Source organism: Oceanobacillus saliphilus, from assembly GCF_023522835.1.
In the GTDB taxonomy this organism is placed as follows: Bacteria; Bacillota; Bacilli; order Bacillales; family Amphibacillaceae; genus Oceanobacillus; species Oceanobacillus saliphilus.
This window is the reverse complement of record NZ_JALCZU010000008.1, coordinates 58,919-76,885: the sequence shown is the minus strand read 5'-3', so window position 1 is coordinate 76,885 and position 17,967 is coordinate 58,919. Positions and strand designations below refer to the sequence as shown.

General features: G+C 35.3%; 17 protein-coding genes. 3 read left to right on the top strand and 14 right to left on the bottom strand.

The features are described 5' to 3' along the window. Nucleotides 1-187: 187 nt before the first annotated feature. Together MN204_RS13750 and MN204_RS13745 are read left to right on the top strand one after the other, a co-directional pair. A complete protein-coding gene (locus MN204_RS13750; RefSeq protein WP_249871654.1) occupies nt 188-1,684 on the top strand; it encodes a multicopper oxidase family protein in 1,497 nt (498 codons plus the stop codon). A gap of 449 nt (nt 1,685-2,133) precedes the next feature. Beyond that, nucleotides 2,134-2,499 (top strand): AbrB/MazE/SpoVT family DNA-binding domain-containing protein, encoded by a 366-nt coding sequence (locus tag MN204_RS13745; RefSeq protein ID WP_249871653.1) that lies wholly within the window; start codon nt 2,134-2,136, stop codon nt 2,497-2,499. 264 nt (nt 2,500-2,763) lie between these two features. Here MN204_RS13745 and MN204_RS13740 read toward each other — a convergent pair whose 3' ends face one another. Further along, nucleotides 2,764-3,465, bottom strand: a complete 702-nt coding sequence (locus tag MN204_RS13740) for a CPBP family intramembrane glutamic endopeptidase (protein WP_249871652.1) — start codon at nt 3,463-3,465, stop codon at nt 2,764-2,766. An 86-nt stretch (nt 3,466-3,551) separates the two neighbouring features. On the opposite strand from MN204_RS13740, the gene MN204_RS13735 reads away from it, so the two are divergent. Then, on the top strand, nt 3,552-4,307 hold the full coding sequence (locus MN204_RS13735) for a MerR family transcriptional regulator (RefSeq protein WP_249871651.1): 756 nt from the start codon (nt 3,552-3,554) through the stop codon (nt 4,305-4,307). A 233-nt stretch (nt 4,308-4,540) separates the two neighbouring features. Here MN204_RS13735 and MN204_RS13730 read toward each other — a convergent pair whose 3' ends face one another. The 13 genes from MN204_RS13730 to MN204_RS13670 form a co-directional block, all read right to left on the bottom strand. Beyond that, nucleotides 4,541-6,655 carry an acetate--CoA ligase family protein gene (locus MN204_RS13730; RefSeq protein ID WP_249871650.1) on the bottom strand — a complete coding sequence of 705 codons (2,115 nt, stop codon included), beginning with the start codon at nt 6,653-6,655 and terminating at the stop codon, nt 4,541-4,543. Between the two features lie 25 nt (nt 6,656-6,680). Next, nucleotides 6,681-7,070: a MaoC/PaaZ C-terminal domain-containing protein gene (locus MN204_RS13725; protein WP_249871649.1), complete on the bottom strand. Its 390-nt coding sequence runs from the start codon at nt 7,068-7,070 to the stop codon at nt 6,681-6,683. 1 nt (nt 7,071) lies between these two features. Further along, the gene (locus tag MN204_RS13720) at nt 7,072-7,506 is read right to left on the bottom strand and encodes a MaoC family dehydratase N-terminal domain-containing protein (protein ID WP_249871648.1); all 435 of its coding nucleotides are present in this window, start codon (nt 7,504-7,506) and stop codon (nt 7,072-7,074) included. Nucleotides 7,507-7,516: 10 nt separating this feature from the next. Next, nucleotides 7,517-8,290: an SDR family NAD(P)-dependent oxidoreductase gene (locus MN204_RS13715; RefSeq protein ID WP_249871647.1), complete on the bottom strand. Its 774-nt coding sequence runs from the start codon at nt 8,288-8,290 to the stop codon at nt 7,517-7,519. Nucleotides 8,291-8,303: 13 nt separating this feature from the next. Next, nucleotides 8,304-9,443 (bottom strand): thiolase family protein, encoded by a 1,140-nt coding sequence (locus tag MN204_RS13710; protein WP_249871646.1) that lies wholly within the window; start codon nt 9,441-9,443, stop codon nt 8,304-8,306. A 78-nt stretch (nt 9,444-9,521) separates the two neighbouring features. Continuing rightward, nucleotides 9,522-10,604: an acyl-CoA dehydrogenase family protein gene (locus MN204_RS13705; protein WP_249871645.1), complete on the bottom strand. Its 1,083-nt coding sequence runs from the start codon at nt 10,602-10,604 to the stop codon at nt 9,522-9,524. Nucleotides 10,605-10,616: 12 nt separating this feature from the next. Beyond that, nucleotides 10,617-11,804 carry an acyl-CoA dehydrogenase family protein gene (locus MN204_RS13700; protein ID WP_249871644.1) on the bottom strand — a complete coding sequence of 396 codons (1,188 nt, stop codon included), beginning with the start codon at nt 11,802-11,804 and terminating at the stop codon, nt 10,617-10,619. A 28-nt stretch (nt 11,805-11,832) separates the two neighbouring features. Next, entirely contained in the window at nt 11,833-12,816 is a 984-nt protein-coding gene (locus tag MN204_RS13695) for an electron transfer flavoprotein subunit alpha/FixB family protein (RefSeq protein WP_249871643.1), read from the bottom strand. 28 nt (nt 12,817-12,844) lie between these two features. Further along, nucleotides 12,845-13,618 (bottom strand): electron transfer flavoprotein subunit beta/FixA family protein, encoded by a 774-nt coding sequence (locus MN204_RS13690; protein ID WP_249871642.1) that lies wholly within the window; start codon nt 13,616-13,618, stop codon nt 12,845-12,847. A 409-nt stretch (nt 13,619-14,027) separates the two neighbouring features. Beyond that, entirely contained in the window at nt 14,028-14,783 is a 756-nt protein-coding gene (locus MN204_RS13685) for an IclR family transcriptional regulator (protein ID WP_249871641.1), read from the bottom strand. A gap of 257 nt (nt 14,784-15,040) precedes the next feature. Next, nucleotides 15,041-15,925, bottom strand: coding sequence for a fumarylacetoacetate hydrolase family protein (locus MN204_RS13680; RefSeq protein WP_249871640.1), 885 nt, complete (start codon nt 15,923-15,925; stop codon nt 15,041-15,043). Nucleotides 15,926-16,005: 80 nt separating this feature from the next. Then, nucleotides 16,006-17,289, bottom strand: coding sequence for a TRAP transporter large permease (locus tag MN204_RS13675; protein WP_249871639.1), 1,284 nt, complete (start codon nt 17,287-17,289; stop codon nt 16,006-16,008). 2 nt (nt 17,290-17,291) lie between these two features. Beyond that, a complete protein-coding gene (locus MN204_RS13670) occupies nt 17,292-17,765 on the bottom strand; it encodes a TRAP transporter small permease (protein ID WP_249871638.1) in 474 nt (157 codons plus the stop codon). Between the last annotated feature and the right edge of the window lie 202 nt (nt 17,766-17,967).

Below are 17,967 nucleotides of genomic sequence, written 5' to 3'. Positions count from 1 at the left end.
CTTTCATGATTGGATTTAGGCGCCATTTACTTTTCTTTTTTTAGCAATTCTTTGAAATAACTGCTTTCCAATGTGGTGTATTGAATAAAGGAACATTCTTACTTCATATTTCAGCACCAGCTGTGCATATTTTCTTCATATTTTCTTGTTAAACTAAAAAAATAATCAAAGAGAGAGGATACATAAGATGGGAAAAAAATTTAAGATTATAGGATTGTTCATTATATTTCTAGTTATCAGCGCCTGCAGTAATAACAACGCGCAGCCTGAGGATGAAATGGAAGAAATGGATGAAATCGACAATTCAACGATGGACCATGACACCATGGATGAGCATATGAGCCACGATGAGGTGGTAAGTTTAAACAACTCGACGGGAGAAAATGAGTTGAATATTCCTCCTATGTTAGAACCTGACGATAGTGACGATGATCAAGTCGTATACACTGTTCGCGCACAAACCGGGGAGACTGAAATATTCGATGGTACCAAAACGAAAACGTATGGATATAACGGATCTTTTTTAGGACCGATGCTTCGTCTCGAAGAAGGTAAAACAGTGAAAATCAGAACGATTAATGAGTTAGATGAGGAAACAACCTTTCATTGGCACGGGTTGGAAGTAGCCGGGGATGCAGATGGAGGACCACATGAATCCTTAAAATCCGGAGAAGAAGAATTAATTGAATTTGACGTGACACAAGAAGCTTCAACACTATGGTTCCATCCCCATCCAGAAGGGAAAACTGCTGAACAGGTATACAATGGACTCGCAGGGTTGATCTATATTGAAGATGATAATTCAAAAAGTCTTGAATTGCCAAATGCGTACGGAGAAAATGATATCCCCTTGATTTTCCAAGATAAAACTTTTGATGAAGAAAAGCAGTTAAATTTCAGTGCTGCAATGAATGATGACGGGACAATCGGTGATACGTCGTTGATCAATGGGACAATGAATCCCAAGTTGACTGTAAAAAAAGAAAAAGTACGTCTCCGTTTATTAAATGGATCTAATGCGAGAAATTACACCATAAAATTAAATACTAGAGATTCCTTTGTTCAGATTGCAACGGATGGTGGATTCTTAAATGAGCCGGTGACACTGGCAGAAATTACACTTACCCCGTCTGAACGGGCGGAGATAATTGTTGATTTTTCACAGCTGGACACAGAAAATGAGTTGGCGTTAGTAAATGAGGATGGCTCTATCCTTCTCCCATTTGATGTTTCTCTACAGAAAGGAGAGGAAAGCAGTATTCCTGAGAATATGAATGATGTTTCGGTATCAGAAGAAGAGCTAAGCATGCCAGTTACAAAGAAAGTGGAACTCTTCGGGATGATGGATCAGGTTACGATTAATGGTAAAAAATTTGATCCGGAACGAATTGATTTCACGCAAGAGCAAGGGATTACTGAAGTATGGGAAATTTACAATAAGCCAGACGAGATGGGTGGAATGATTCATCCATTCCACATACACGGAGCCCAGTTTAAAATACTATCCAGAGATGGAGAAGAACCACCGGAGAATGAGCAAGGATGGAAAGACAGCATTTCCATCCAACCAGATGAGACGGTAAAAATAGCAATACAATTTAAACATAAGGGTGTATACATGTTCCATTGTCATATTCTTGAACATGAGGACAACGGCATGATGGGGCAGATAAAGGTAGAATAAATCACTGCCAATATAACGTAAACATAGAAATAATATAAAAGAGACTGAGACAAATCTAGCCAAAAATGGTATAAAAATGGTTCCAAGTAAATTTTATTGCTCGGAACCATTTCTTTATTTTATTTTATTTCCGTATCATCTATTTGTTCTTGGAAGTACACTTTCTCAAGTTTACCACCATGAAATTCACCTACTATTTAATTTTATATATTTTGTGGCTATTATAGGAAAACTTAGTGTTGAAAATGTCGAGATTTCAAAAAACTTTAAATTTATCTTAAGTCAAGAAGGAAGCTACAATTCTTTGGTATTTTTAGAGTTCACATTCAATAAAAAATTTCTATAAACATTAAAAATTCATAAATTCTCCATATTTTTAATTTAAAATATATAAATAAAAATGTAAAAATAGATGAAACAATAAAAGATTATATTTTTGGAGGATTGTTATGAGAGAAAACTATTCTCTACGTGAAGAATCGAATAAACAAACAGCAAAAAATACAACTTGTACTTTATCGAAAGGATACACAATTACTATACCTAAACTAATTAGAGAGACACTAAATTTATATTGTGGTCATGAAATTATAATTCGTTTGCAATCTAAAGAATTAGTTATACAGAAACTACTATACGAAGACACCCTGGAAAATAAAATGGTTTTAAACAATAGAGGATCCGTGAGAATACCTCAAGAATTCATAAAGCTTCTATCATTGGAAAGAGGGGATATATTTAATCTTTACTTGACTAATAGTGGTATTCTCTTGAAGAAAAGTGCAAAAGCATACAGCCATCCAATACTAGCATAATATTCAAATTAGAATTTTAACCATGTGAAAGATTCAATCAATTTTAATGATGGCTTTTTTAATTATTGCAGCAGAAACAATAGTAAAGGAAATATTAAACACATGAAAGCATCATTCTGAACAGATGAATTCTAAAAGGACAATTTGAGAGTAGATTTAGTTAAACAATTCATGAATGATCTTCCCACAGATTAAACGCTAGCCTATAGTACATTCTTGTCATTCCACTTAAGCAGATCGAGAATGAAACATACATCTGTATAGTCATGTGAATACCGTCAGTATAAGTGCAATACCATTAAATGTACCATGAATGATGATAGCTGGTAGAACAGATCCTGTTTTTTCATATGTCCATGCAAACACAAGTCCGGAGACAAAGTTCACTGTTAACGTATTGTAAGTTGGGATATGAACAATCATAAAAATAAAGGAACTTACAAACATACCAGCAGCTACTCCCCATTTTACGCGGAACCATTTATATAAAAAACCTCTATAAAAAATTTCTTCATAAATTGGTGAAATGATTGCAGCAGACACAAAGCCAATAAGAATAGTGTGCCAAGCCTTATTTCTCAATAATGATTCGGTTTTTTCGTTCTCCCAACTGACGTTTAATATATCCATCAATGTTAGTATCATAACACTAACAACAATTAATACGATCAACCATACAACAATCCACTTCCAATATCCATTTGAAAAACGATTAACTCCAACTGTATTCCATGAAAGGCCATGTGGTTTTAATGCAATAAAATATAAGGATGTCATAAACACAATTGCCATGATGAGCCCTGTCATCGTACCTGAGTAAAGGCTATCCTGAAAAAGAGTATACAACAAATCATGCAATAAATATTCAATAAAAAGCGGCACAACAACAAATGTAAGAAAAAGTAATTTAAATACATCTCTCCAAGACCATTTGATTGTTGTTTTACTCATTGAATTGTTACCCATTTTAATACCTCCCAAAGATGTTGTATGATAGATTTATTATAATTGGTGACGTAACGTCACCTGCAACTATTTTTAGGAGGAATACAATGACTCTGTTTTCAACTGGAGAAGTATCAAAAAAGATCAATATTTCTTTACGTACATTACGTTATTACGACCAGATTGGATTGGTAGTACCGACGATAAAAAAGAATAATGGTAAGCGTTACTATTCCGAAGATGATTTGTTACTTCTAGAAAAAATCATTTTATTAAAGTCTACATCCATGTCCCTGAAAGACATTAGACAAATCATTAATCAAGTGACAATAGATAAAATTTTAACCGTACATAAAAAGCAACTTGAAACAAACATTGAACAATTAAATCTATCACTTCAGCATACAACAACACTACTAAACACTTTAAAATTAGAGGGAACTCTCCAATGGAACCATCTTTTACCACTACTATCAGAAGAAGAAAACAGTAAAAAACAGGAAAGAAAAAAGAAGCTATGGAGTCAATTGTTTAATAAAGAGGAACAATCAATTTTATCTGAAAATCTCCCGAAAATGGAGGATCCTCTAATCATAAAATGGATCAATATAATAAAGCGCATAGAATTATGCTTGGAAAACGGAACATCACCTAGTTCTATGGAGGGACAGCTAATTGCTGTGGATGTAGATTTATTAACTTTAGAATCCTTTGGGGATAAACCAGACTTAATTGATAAATTTTGGGAAATAAGAAAATCTGAAGAAACTTCGGCTGAATTAGGCCTATACCCTATTAATAAAGAAGTATTAATTTTCCTTGAAGAAGCCATTGTTCACCATGAAGCTACTAAATCAATTTAATGATACGGTTATAACAATCATGTCATTTTACTCTCTAAGCTAATTAATTTATCCCCCAACGGTACTTTTCTCATTACACATTGATATCGCTTGAAATAGTAACTCTGTTGACTAGTCTTGTGATATCTTAATTAATGATAAAAGGAGACGTGCGCTAACACTTCTCCTAAAATCTTTATACTATATAATCATTTTTCTTCAACAATGCTTTTGGTAATATAAAGAATTAAAAATCAAAATCTATTCGGATATCTTTCTAGTTCCTTACCAATAATAAATGCATCAACAGCTGTGACTCCCTTTCCAATACAATGAACAATTAAAGGATTGATATCGAATTCTATTAAACTATCTTGATTATCTACACAGAATTCAGAAATGCGAACAATGGTGTTAGACAAAGCTTCTATATCATAATAGTTACCACGTGCACCGTTCAGTATTTTATAATTTTTAACGGATTTTATCATTGAAATTGCAGTATCTTTATTAATCGGAACCGGCAATATCACCACATCTTTTAGTACCTCAACAAATATGCCGCCTAAACCAAACATTACGGACGGTCCAAAAACAGGATCGTTAATTGCTCCAATGATAACCTCTATTCCCTGAGGTGCCATTTCTTCAATTAAAATACCATCAACTGATTTACCTTTACAATATCGCTCAATATTCCCATTAATTATTTTATAATTTTCTTTTACTTTTTCCAGAGAGTTGATATTTAATTTCACAAGACTATATTCACTTTTGTGTTCTATCTCCGAAGAAACCACTTTCATTACTACCGGAAAGGAAAGCTGAATATTTTCGATTTCCTGTTCATTTTTTACCAGTTGACCTTTTGGGATAGACAAACCATAATCACTTAACAAGTTTTTACTTTCCCATTCATTCATTTTGCCAATTATTTTACTAGGATATTCTTTAGTCAATCGATGTGATGGTGCCGCTTCATGTTTATTTCTTCGGTTTCTGTAGTAATTTATCACATTGGCCAGCGCATTAATCGATCGAGTCGGATTCGGAATCCAACATAAATTTTTATATTGTAGTATTTTTTCTTTTGTCGCAGCCTGCACTCCTGACCAGCAAAAAATTACTCTTTTATCTGTTGTATTAATAATTTCAGATAGTCTAGGTAAAATGGTTAAAAATTTATCATCGGTCATTTGTAGGTACAGTACGATTGATTCAACATGATCGTCTTGTAACGTAACGGAAAGTGCATCCAGAATTGGTTCCGGTGACTGAGCCACCTGAGCTGTAATATCAATCGGATTTGCAACCGTCGAATAAGCAGGTAGTACTTTTTTCAATTCCTCTTTTGTTTTACTCGATAAATGAGCAAGTTCGATATTTTTTTTGTCACACTGGTCAGCCATAATTATTCCTGCACCACCAGATTGAGTGATGATGGCTACTCCCCCATTGGTAGTGGTGGGAGGCGTTTTGGCAAAAACACCAATCGTGTCCGTTAATTCCTCTTCATCGGCTACTCTTACAACATTTCTATCGTCAAAATAATTACGATACAATTGTGCATTGCCTGCAACAGAAGCAGTATGTGAACTTGCGGCCTCAGCACCTGTTTGAGAATTACCTACCTTCATCAAAACTAGCGGTTTATTATTTTTATGACAAGCTTCAATTGCCTTCTCCATTTTGTTGAAATCACGGGCCCCTTCTAGATATCCGGCAATAACTTTTAAATCATCCTGATCTGATAGAAAATGAACATAATCGAAGAAGTCTGTTCCAGCTTCATTTCCGGTAGATACAAAATAACGATAGCCAATCCCCATATCTTTTGCATTTGTATAGGATAGAGAACCCACTGCACCACTTTGGGTTACAAATGCAACAGGATCGGAGTCGGTTGCTGTTAGACTGGAAAATGAGGCAATCATATTTTCTTTAAAATTTGCTATACCTAATGTATTTGGTCCACAGACTGCAATACCAGTTCTTTCAGAAAAATTAGTCAGTTCTGCTTCTAATATCGCACCGTCTTCACCTGTTTCAGCATAGCCGGAACTTAAAACAATGATACTTTTTACATTTATCTTTTCTAATTGTTCAAGCGCGGTCAATACTTTCGTGGCGTTGATAGATACCATAGCTAAATCAACATCCATGGGCAGACTCGAAATAGCTTGATAGCAAGGAAAACCTTCGATCTCTTTATATTTTGGGTTTACTAAATGTACATCTCCACGATATCCAATATTTTTCAAATTAGAAACAGATTGGTAGCCAATTTTAGTTTTATCTCCTGATGCTCCAATAATTGCGATTGATTTAGGAAAAAGCATACTACTTAAAGGACTTTTTGTTTTTATCATTTGTATACACTCCACTTAATAATTGTTATTTATCAATAAAGGCCTCACCCTTCAGTACAATGCTTTCGTGCTGATTTTTTGCATGTAATTCTAGTTTTTGTAAATTATTTATAGAAACGACTTCCTTCGCTTCCAAAGATATTACATCACTTGGTCGTACGATGGAGCGAAATTGCACAGTTATTTCTTTTATTTTTAATGGGTCACCTACTAATTTTTCTACATATTGTGTGAGAAAACCCATCGATAACATTCCGTGAGCAATTAAACCTTTCATTGGTGAATTAAGTGCAAATTCTTCATCCGTATGAATTGGGTTAAAATCTCCTGAGGCACCTGCATATTTTACTAACTGCATTCTTGTTATAGGAGGTTTCGTTAGCTTTTCAAAAGTTGCTTTTACTTCTTGTTCCATATTATTTACCTCCTCTTATAATAAAAGTGGATTGTTCTGTAAATAATAACGCTTCTTCTTTATAGCCTTTACGGACTCTGATAATAAAAGTTAATAATCCATTGCTTCCTGATTTTTCATAGACATCTGTAACAGCTTCCGTAACATCAACTTTATCTCCTGCAAAAAGTCTTTTATGATACGTATAGGATTGTTCTCCATGGAGTAACTTATTTTTATCTAATTTAGAAAACCAATCTGGCACATCTTCTCTAAATGTGGTGGGAAAGGTAATCGGCGCTAATAATGAGGGATAACCTTTTTCGATTGCTACGTCTTCATTAAAATAGATGGGATTATCCTCCCCTATTGCTTTTGCAAACTTTTTAATTGCTCCTTTTTCGATCTCATACGTTACTGGTTTGCTTTCAACTCCGATTATTGAGCGTTCGATCATTTTATTCCTCCTAAACTCCGATATGATATCCTCCTGAAATATTAAGTACTTCTCCGGTAATATAATTTGAACCGGAAGATGCTAAGAATAAAATCCCCGGTATAACATCTTCTGTTGTGGCAAATCGTTCTAATACAATTTTGCTTTTATACGTATCTGCAAATTTTTCCCCTCGAATGGTCTCTGTCATACGTGTTTCTACAATCCCAAATGCTACAGCATTTGATTGAACACGATACCTTCCCCACTCTCTGGCAGCTGACATGGTAAGACCTATAACCCCGGATTTTGCTGCACCATAGTTAATTTGTCCAATCGTTCCGGTCAGGCCTGCTACAGATGTTACATTTATTATTTTCCCATTAGATAAAGAATCAGGATTACCCTTACTCTTTTCTTTAAAAATTGGTGCTACTGCCCGAATTCCATTAAAAACTCCTTTTAGATCAATATCAATTACAGTATCCCAATCTTCATCGCTCATGTTGTGTATCATTGCCGGTCTCGTCACAGCAGCATTGTTCATGAGAATATCGACCGTCCCGAAAGCTGAAACGGCCTTTTCTACCATTTCATGTGCAACTTGTTTGTCTGCTACACTACCTATAACAGCAATTGCATGACCACCCTGATTCTCTATCTCTTCAACAGTCTCTATTGCTGCTCCCTCATCTACATCATTAACCACTACTTTGGCACCTTCATTAACCATTGCTAATACAACAGCTTTACCTACACCTCTTCCGGATCCGGTTACAATGGCTACTTTGTCTTTTAACAACATGCAAACACCCCTGTTATAGTTTTTCGATAATCGTCGCTGTAGCCATTCCACCGCCACAACACATCACTTGCAATCCATATCTTTGATCGAAGTCTTCCAATTCATGCAGTAAGGTTGTCATAATTCTCGCTCCACTTGCACCGGTTGGATGACCTAAGGCAATTGCCCCGCCCCTAGGATTAACTTTATCCATATTAGGCTTTAATTCTTTCTCCCAGGAAAGCACGACAGAAGAAAAGGCTTCATTACATTCAAAAATACCAATCTCATCAACGGTGAGATTAGCTTTCTTCAGGATTCTTTTAGTTAATGGAATGATTCCTGTTAGCATCATCGTAGGATTAGACCCAATCACGTCTCTGGCAATAATTCGCGCTCTAGGTTTTAAACCAAGTTCTTCTGCCTTTTCTCTAGACATAATTAATACCGCTGCTGCTCCGTCACTAATTTGCGAAGCGTTTCCGGCTGTTATTTTCCCTCCTTCTCTAAATACTGATTTTAGTCCAGATAACTTTTCCAATGTGCTGTTTGGTCTGACTCCTTCATCCCGAGTAACAGTAATGTTTTCTCCGTCTTTTTCCACTTCAACAGGCAATATTTCTCTCTCAAAATCGCCATTTAATGTAGCTTTGTGCGCTAAATGATGACTGCGAACTGCAAATTCATCTAATTCTTCTCTTGACAAACCCCAACGATCCGCAATCCTCTCAGCAGACTCACCTTGTGGAACGATTTCGTACAATTCTTCTAACTCTTTTGGCTCAGGAACTTTATCACTTCCCATTGGATGCCTTGTCATATTTTCAATTCCTGCTGCGATTACGACATCAAAGTCACCGCTAATAACCCCTTGTGCAGCGAGATTTACTGCGTGTTGAGAGGATCCGCATTTTCGATTTAGTGTCATTGCGGGTACTTCTTCAGGTAATCCGGCCATTAATGTGGCAATTCTAGCGATATTGTTACCTTGTTCATTGGTTTGTGTTACACTGCCTACAATTACGTCTTGAACCTCTTTTGCATTCATTCCTGATTGTTCAATTAATCCTTTTAATACAGATGACAATAAATATTCAGACCTTGTATCTGAATAAATTCCATTTCTCCTACCCACAGGTAGTCGAACAGCTTCTACGATTACAGCTTCCCTCATTTATTTCATTCCCTCCCAAGTGTTTGCCCCACCTTGCATTGAACCACATGTTGTTTACCCATCTATATTGCTCCCCCGTTAATTCGTAATCTTTTCTTCTAGTAAAAGGAATTGCGATAAATGTTTAACTACCTTTTCTCTTTCTTCATATATTGAGTTATTCATGGATAGCAATCGATACGCACGTTTTAGATATAAATGCAGGTCATGCTCCCACGTCAGTCCTACCCCTCCATGTACTTGAATACCCTTTTCAATTACCTGAATAATAGCATCAGATGTGTAAGCTTTCGCTATTGTAGCCACTATTTCTTTATCTTCTCCATCATTCTCAATTGCCCACGCACCATACCTGACTGAAACATCCATGCTTTCCGTGTAAACATGCATGTCGGCAATCATATGTTTGACTGCTTGAAATTTACCAATTGGTACACCAAATTGTTTTCTTTCATTCGCGTAATCTAGTGTCATTGATAATACTTCCTGCGACAATCCTAATATCTCAGAAGTAATTAATAAGTTGGAAACTTTCTCGAATTCATCTTTATCATATGAAAGTAACTTTACTTTTCCCTTGTCTTCAGGAACATTTGATAAGGTAGCTTTAAATAAAGGATAGGTTTCGTCTTGACCATTTAATTTCATCCTATTGGACAGTAAAAGATCTTTTTGAATGTAAAGAGCTTTATGATGAAGCGGAATAATAACTGCATCTACAGAATCTAGAAATGGAATATCCTCCACACTTCCACTAATCGTTATTTCATTATTAGATTCGTTAAGCTGAATGCTGTGATTCCAGCTAAGGGTGACAATCTTCTCTCCTGTCTCATAAGGATCTTCTTGAAACGTAGGATCGCTTTTTAAGATATAGGTTCCTAATAAATGTTCAATAACTGGAAAAGAAACTAGTCTTTTGCCAGCTTCTTTCACAATAATGGAGGTTAGCTGCAAATTCATATCAAGCCCCTTATCTCTAGGCGATAGAATTCCAATCATCCCTTGTTCTCCTAAAAATTCTTGAACGGATTGATTAATAGCAGTATGGTTGATCTTTTCTCTTACTATCTCAGGAGAACTGACTTTATTAAATGCATCGCTTACCGTATCACGTATTAATTTCTCTTCAAATTCATATTCAAAATTAAAATTAGTCATATTACCATCTCCTTATCTTGGTAAACCTAACACTTTTTCTGCTAAAATATTTCGTTGTATTTGACTCGTACCAGCATAAACATTTTCACCAAGAGCTGTGTAGTATACATTTGTGAAATAATCACCGAATTCTGCATCTTCTTTCGCGTAGTACGAATCCTTTCCTTGGAGCTCCATATATAAATGCCCTAACCGTCTTCTCATTTCTGACCAATATAATTTTTGTAAAGATACTTCTGGTCCTAACTTTCCATTACTATTAACATAATCACTTATTGTTTTTAAACTGTGATATTTCATTACGCGTAACTCTATATATGACTGAGCAATTTTTTGAGAGAGATAGCTTTTGTTTATGAAACTATCTTCAGACAGGGAGGCACGATCAGTTGCAGATTGTATCGCTCTCTTAAACTCCTTTTCAAAACGGGAATGTCTACCAAGCGCCAATACGCCTCTTTCAAAAGACAACGTTGTCATTGCAACTTTCCAACCCTCATTTATATTTCCAACATGATAATCTTTAGGGATTCTTACATCATCAAAGAACACTTCATTAAATTCATTTTCACCGGTTATTTTCGTAATCGGACGAATGGTGACTCCTTCTGCATCCATTGGCACCAAGAAATACGTAATGCCTTTATGCTTAGCCGCATCTGCATCCGTTCGAGCTAACAGGAAGCACCAGTTTGATTCTTTCGCTTCAGATGTCCAAGTTTTTTGTCCATTGATAACCCACTCATCTCCATCTAATACCGCACGAGTAGATAGTGATGCTAAATCTGATCCAGCATTTGGCTCTGAAAAACCCTGACACCATATATCTTTGCTTTGTATGATCCTTGGGATAAAATATTCTTTTTGTTCCTTCGTTGCATACGTTAACATAGTTGGTCCTAACAAAATTCTTGCTAAGTAATTATGTCCTTTAGGTGCATCAATCTTCCCCAGTTCTTCTTCAAAGATCATTTCTTTTAATACGTGTTCGCCCTTCCCACCATATTCCTTAGGCCATGAAATACCAGTATATCCACTTTCAGATAGTTTCTTATCCCATGAAGACATTAGTTCTCGATATCGTTCTCGATCTTTTTTTCTTTCTGTAAAATCATGCCACCATGATGGTATATTATTTTCTAACCACTCTCTTACCTCTGTTCTGAACTGTTCTATATCATTCGAAAATTTCAAATCCATTTACTAGCGTCCTCCCTTTTTATGAATTTTAGGCTTTTACTGTACTTCTTAACGCTTTTAATTCCTCAATTAATAGAGGGATAACTTCAAACAAGTCGCCTACAATTCCATAATCAGCGATACCAAATATATTGGCTTCTGGATCTTTGTTAATAGCAACGATTACTTTTGAGTTGGACATCCCTGCCAGGTGCTGGATTGCTCCAGAAATACCTACTGCAATATATAGATCCGGAGTAACTACTTTGCCGGTTTGCCCAATTTGTAAGGAATAATCACAATACCCAGCGTCACATGCACCACGTGAAGCACCAACTGCCGCACCTAAAACTTCAGCTAACTCGTGTACGGTATTAAACCCTTCTTCACTTTTTACCCCACGTCCACCTGCAATAACAATATTCGCTTCCGAGAGATCCACACCTTTAGATGCTTTGCGAACGACATCTTTAACAATCGTTCGGATATCTTTTATTTCAACTTTTCTCGTTGAAATTTCACCATTTCTTGTTGTATCACGATCTAGCGGGGGAATATTATTTGGTCGAACTGTAACAAATGTAATACCATCTGTAATAATCTTTCTTTCAAACGCCTTACCTGAATAAATTGGACGAATAAACTCAACATCGCCACTATTGTGTTCAACTGCTACCACATCTGAAATCAGACCGGTGTCTAATTTACTCGCTAACTTCGGTGTTAAATCCTTTCCAATGGAAGTATGCCCCATTACAATACCGTCTGGAGATTCATCATTAATTACAGCGAGAACCGCTTGCCCGTACCCATCCGATGTGTACGCTTTCATTTTTTCGTGTTGCACGACGATAACACGATCTGCCCCGTAACGAATCAATTCTTGTGCTTGTTCCTCTAAATCTTCTTTTCCTAAAACAACACCTACAATTTCAGCATCTGCATCTATCTTTTTGGCAACTGCTACAGCCTCAAAAGATACATTGCGTAAAATTCCATCTCTTCCTTCAGCGATAACTAATAATTTACTCATATTTCTACCCCTCTCCTCAATTGATCTATTATATAATTTTTTGTTCATTTCTTAATAAAGAAACTAACTCTTTAACCTGCCCATCTAATTCACCTTCGAGTACTCTGCCAGCTGCTTTTTCCTCCAGTAAAAAGATTTCGATAACTTTTGTTTTGGCTTTAACATCCTCTTCCTCTATATTAAGATCATCTATTTCCATCTCAGCTAATGGCTTCTTTTTTGCTTTCATAATTCCTGGTAGAGAAGGGTAACGTGGTTCGTTCAGACCTTGTTGACAAGTTACCAGCAATGGCAAACTCGTTTCAATTATTTCTACATCTCCTTCTACATCCTTCTCAATAGTTACGATATCCCCCTCAATTGCTAGACTCGTAATGGTTGTTACGTATGGGATACCTATTGTTTCTGCCAGACGAGGACCAACTTGCCCGCTTGCCTCATCAATTGCAACATTACCTGCTAATATTAGATCTACATCTTTATCTTCAAAGAATTTTTCTAAAATCTTAACTGTCGTATATTGATCCCCATCCTCAAGATCATCTTCCGTATTTATCAATACTGCCTGATCAGCACCCATTGCTAATGCAGTTCTTAATTGTTTCTCAGACTTTCCGTCTCCAATCGTTACAACAGTTACCTCACCACCGTGAGTATCTCTTTGAACGATTGCTTCTTCAATTGCATACTCATCGTAAGGATTTATGATGTATTCAGCACCATCATCTACAATTTCAGCATTTGAAACATTGATTTGTTCTTCCGTATCAAATGTCTTTTTTAATAATACATAGATATTCATTTAAATTTCCTCCTCCGTTTAATGTCCTTGTTATCTACTTCTAGTCAATCATTCCAATATAAGGAATTTGAATTCCGTATTTATAATATAAATTCTAAGTCATTCTGCGCAAAAAATCAACTGATAATTTATTTACTTATTAATATTCTGAAAATAATTAGTGTCTACTTCTAGAACTGTCAATTTAGATGAAGGTGAAAACTATTTTTTTGATATGAAGACACATTATAATTTCTATAACTAGCAATATGAAAAGAAACAAATCCACAAGCAGTCACATTTGTTCCTTTTAGTTTTCTTATATGAAGTTTACGGGTAATAAAATAGACTTACTTTAATTTCACGTTTGCTAAGATTTACTGTACTTGCTATGTCCTCTTTGCAACTAATTCCAATGTATCCTTGTTTATCATTTATAACCTAGTTCTTTTGATATTATATTTGCGGTCTTTAGCACTTCATTTAGAATATGCTCTCCCTTTTCTTCGGTAAATTCTATGATAGGTATACTTACACCCATCGCAGCAAGAATCTTTCCTGAGTTATCAAAAATAGGGCAGGAATATCCAATTATATCCTTATAAATTTCTTCTTTACTATACGAATAGCCTTTTTCCCTTATTTCTTGAAGTTCTTTAACTAGCTGTTCTATGTTATCGAATGTATGTTCATCCAGCTTGTTTAATTTCAGTTTCTTTAGGTATTCTTCTTGTTCTGTTTTTTTCAAATTGGCTAATAGTACTTTAGATGCTGATCCTTTATATAAAGGAATACGAGCTCCTATTTTTATTATTAAACGAAGCGGTTTTGTACTATCTAGTTTTTCTACATAAACCGTTTCATCTTTTTCAATAACCGCTAAATGCACGGATTCATTTAATTTTGCATTTAATTCCTTCATATATGGTAGGGCGATTTCACGATATTCCAGTTGCTTATTCACTCTCATCCCTAACTCAAGTAATTTTAATCCCATTTTATATCTAACATCGTGGCTGGAGTATTTTACTTTAACCAGTAACCCTGCTTCTACTAGAGACGAAACTAATCTAAAAACTGTTGTTTTGGGCATTTTAGATATCTCCACTAATTCTAATAGAGTTAATTCAGGATTTTCATCAAAACAATCTAATAATTGTATTGCTTTCAATAGACTTTGACTCATTGTGTAACCTCTCTTCCGAGTTCCAATTCTATTTAATATTTTGGAATGGAACTTATTTTCTTTATATGTATAGCAAAAAACTTGAAGGATTATATTCTAAACCTTTAAGCAATAGCTTGCCACAGCTTTCTATTTAGAACCCTGTCAGATAACTACATTAATAGTTAAATAGCAATGTGACAAGTTTTGCCTAGGGATAAATAACGCTTTATAACCAAGTGGTTGATGTATAAGTAATCTATCAGCAACTAAGATTTTTAATTAAATATAGTTGTAAGCTTCCCTAACTTTTCAATTTCGATCGTCACTTCATCTCCATTTTTAAGCCAAATTTGTTCTTCTGGAGAATTGCCCATGATAACTCCTTCTGGTGTACCAGTAAGTATTATATCACCAGGCTCAAGTGTCATATATTTGGAAGCAAAACTAATTATCTCACTACAATTGAAAATCATGTCAGCTGTGGTAGAACTTTGCTTAACTTCACCATTTACTAAACCCTTTATTTCTAAGTCATCAGGATTACCAACTTCATCCGGAGTTACCAAATAAGGACCTATTGGGCAAAATCCATCAGCTGTTTTTCCAAGTACCCATTGACTCGTAAGAAACTGATGTTCACGAATAGATAAATCATTTCCGTTCGTATAACCAAGAACGTAATCCAGTGCCTCTTCCTTGCTTACTTCTTTTGTTTTTTTGCCTATCACGATAACTAATTCTGCTTCATAGTCAATTTGCTTTGCATGAGAAGGGATATCCACAGTCTCACCATGACCAGATATAGCATTGCTAAACTTATTAAAAATGATCGGGTTTTCAGGAATAGGCATACCACTCTCAATCGCATGTTTCCGATAGTTTAAGCCGATGCAAATAATTTTCCCTGGGTTCGGCACGATTGGCCCAAAGGTCAATTCTTCTTCTGGAAGAAATAATTCATTTTCCTTACTGTCGATGGTTTGAATGTATCGATGTAATTCCTTTAGTTGAGCTTCCTCACCTTCAATAACTTGTTCAATAGTTGTGGGAATTGATGTATTTGGAAATTTTTCTTTAGCTTTTTCGAGATTAAGTACTCCTTTTTCCATTTTGACTCCTAATTTCAATCCGCTGTCTGTTACAAATGTTAATAGTTTCATTTTGAACATCTCTCCTTTAAGTATATTTTATCAACGATGAATATGGTTATTATTAGCTACGATAACTGGTAGAGGCATCTTTATAGCTTTTGCATTAATAGATTTGGCAACCATAGAGTTAATGCTGGCCAGATTACTATTATTGCAACACAAATTAACATGGCGATTATTATATAAAATACATCTGGGAAAACTTTTGAAATTGGAATATTAACAATTTTAGTAGAAACAAACAGGCCAACAGCTAATGGGGGTGTTACAGCTCCAATGTTTATAGCTGCGAGCATTATGGTACCAAAATGAATTGGGTCGATACCTACTGAAACTGCTAATGGTAACATTATGGGTGTCATAATAATTACAATACTAATTCCTTCCATAAAAATACCTAATATAATTATTACAAAAACAATCAGAGTCATAATAACAATTGGATTAGTTGAAAATGAGGCAATATTACTCATTAACATTTGAGGGACTTGTTGTATTGCAAGTGTCCACGAAAAAGGAGCAGCAGCTGCCATTATGAGCAAAATTACTGCACTTGTTACTACACTATCCGAAGTAACTTTCATTAACTTTTTAAAGTCTATTTCACGATAAATGATCATTGATAAAATTAATGCATAAACAGTAGCAATAACTGCAGATTCTGTAGCGGTTATAAGTCCGCTCATAATTCCTCCAAATATAATAATAGGCATTAACAAAGGAGGAATAACATCTAGTGTAATTTTAACTTTTTCCTTTGCACTATACTTATGTTTCTGATTACCTATCCCTTTTCGCAAAGCAATAATGGTATTAAGACCAATTAAAGCAAGCATAATTAGAAAACCAGGTCCGGCACCTGCTATTAACTGTTTACCAATAGATGTACTTGCTATAGAACCATATACAATAGCTACTATACTTGGTGGAATCAAAACACCTAAAGTTCCTGAAGCTGCTAGTAGTGATGCTGTATATCCTTTTCTATATCCTTGTTTCACCATTTCAGGTGCTACTATCGAACCTACGGCAGCTGTTGTGGCCACACCCGACCCTGATACTGAACCAAAAAAAGCACTTCCTACCACTCCAACTGTTCCAATACTTCCAGGAATTCTTCCAATCAACATATTTGCAAAATTCATAAGTCTGCTAGTACTACCATACATCATCAGATTTCCAGCAAATATAAACAGTGGGAGAGCCAACATAGTAAAACTCGCTCCCCCATTCACTAAACGCTGAACCACTATCGTTAGATCAATATTACCCTCAAAAATTACCGCGGCAATGACGCTGAGTATCATTGAAAATGCAATGGGGATACCAAGAAACATTGAAACAAAGAAAGTAATAAATAATAGAATAATCAAATCTAGGCACCCTCTCTAAGCATTTTTCCCTTTTCATAGATTGTCACCACGAAAAATAAAGTCATGAGTGCCCCACCTATTAGAAGTGAGTAATAGAGTATTGACACAGGTAGTTGGAGACCAACAGATATGTTATTTGAATTTAATTTAATTAGCGGTAATGTGTAGTATGTTAAAATTGCTACTACAATTGCACATACTAGATTAGTAAATATTTCAACCGTAATTTTAATCTTTCCTGGTAAACGATTAACTAAAAAATCTATTCTAGGATGAGCCATTTCAATAACTCCAAGTACTGATCCTAAAAAAACAAGCCAAACCATCGACCAAATTGCCAATTCTTCTACCCAGACATATGAAATGTTAAACAAATAACGCATTATAACTTGAAAAAAAGTTGTACCAACAATTAAGAATAAAAGAAAGGCACTAAATATTCTAGTAGTAAATTTAATAAAGTTTAGTATTTTCAAATAAATCAACCCCTCTATATTAAATTTACATTCAGGACATTTATCCCCTTGCACTAAAAATCTGAGATATACCAGGCTAAGGATAGCGTACCTTAACACTGAGAAGGCGTGGTGCTAGGCTTTCTGCCAAATGACTAATGGCAACTTAGTCATTAAATAGCACGTGGAAAAGAAAAAATCAGTGTCAAAGGTAGCTGTTTTT

Bases quoted from the DNA above. Each gene is read 5' to 3' on its own strand.
- MN204_RS13750 (WP_249871654.1), top strand. From the start codon at position 188: ATGGGAAAAAAATTTAAGATTATAGGATTGTTCATTATATTTCTAGTT.
- MN204_RS13745 (WP_249871653.1), top strand. From the start codon at position 2,134: ATGAGAGAAAACTATTCTCTACGTGAAGAATCGAATAAACAAACAGCA.
- MN204_RS13740 (WP_249871652.1), bottom strand. From the start codon at position 3,465: ATGGGTAACAATTCAATGAGTAAAACAACAATCAAATGGTCTTGGAGA.
- MN204_RS13735 (WP_249871651.1), top strand. From the start codon at position 3,552: ATGACTCTGTTTTCAACTGGAGAAGTATCAAAAAAGATCAATATTTCT.
- MN204_RS13730 (WP_249871650.1), bottom strand. From the start codon at position 6,655: ATGATAAAAACAAAAAGTCCTTTAAGTAGTATGCTTTTTCCTAAATCA.
- MN204_RS13725 (WP_249871649.1), bottom strand. From the start codon at position 7,070: ATGGAACAAGAAGTAAAAGCAACTTTTGAAAAGCTAACGAAACCTCCT.
- MN204_RS13720 (WP_249871648.1), bottom strand. From the start codon at position 7,506: ATGATCGAACGCTCAATAATCGGAGTTGAAAGCAAACCAGTAACGTAT.
- MN204_RS13715 (WP_249871647.1), bottom strand. From the start codon at position 8,290: ATGTTGTTAAAAGACAAAGTAGCCATTGTAACCGGATCCGGAAGAGGT.
- MN204_RS13710 (WP_249871646.1), bottom strand. From the start codon at position 9,443: ATGAGGGAAGCTGTAATCGTAGAAGCTGTTCGACTACCTGTGGGTAGG.
- MN204_RS13705 (WP_249871645.1), bottom strand. From the start codon at position 10,604: ATGACTAATTTTAATTTTGAATATGAATTTGAAGAGAAATTAATACGT.
- MN204_RS13700 (WP_249871644.1), bottom strand. From the start codon at position 11,804: ATGGATTTGAAATTTTCGAATGATATAGAACAGTTCAGAACAGAGGTA.
- MN204_RS13695 (WP_249871643.1), bottom strand. From the start codon at position 12,816: ATGAGTAAATTATTAGTTATCGCTGAAGGAAGAGATGGAATTTTACGC.
- MN204_RS13690 (WP_249871642.1), bottom strand. From the start codon at position 13,618: ATGAATATCTATGTATTATTAAAAAAGACATTTGATACGGAAGAACAA.
- MN204_RS13685 (WP_249871641.1), bottom strand. From the start codon at position 14,783: ATGAGTCAAAGTCTATTGAAAGCAATACAATTATTAGATTGTTTTGAT.
- MN204_RS13680 (WP_249871640.1), bottom strand. From the start codon at position 15,925: ATGAAACTATTAACATTTGTAACAGACAGCGGATTGAAATTAGGAGTC.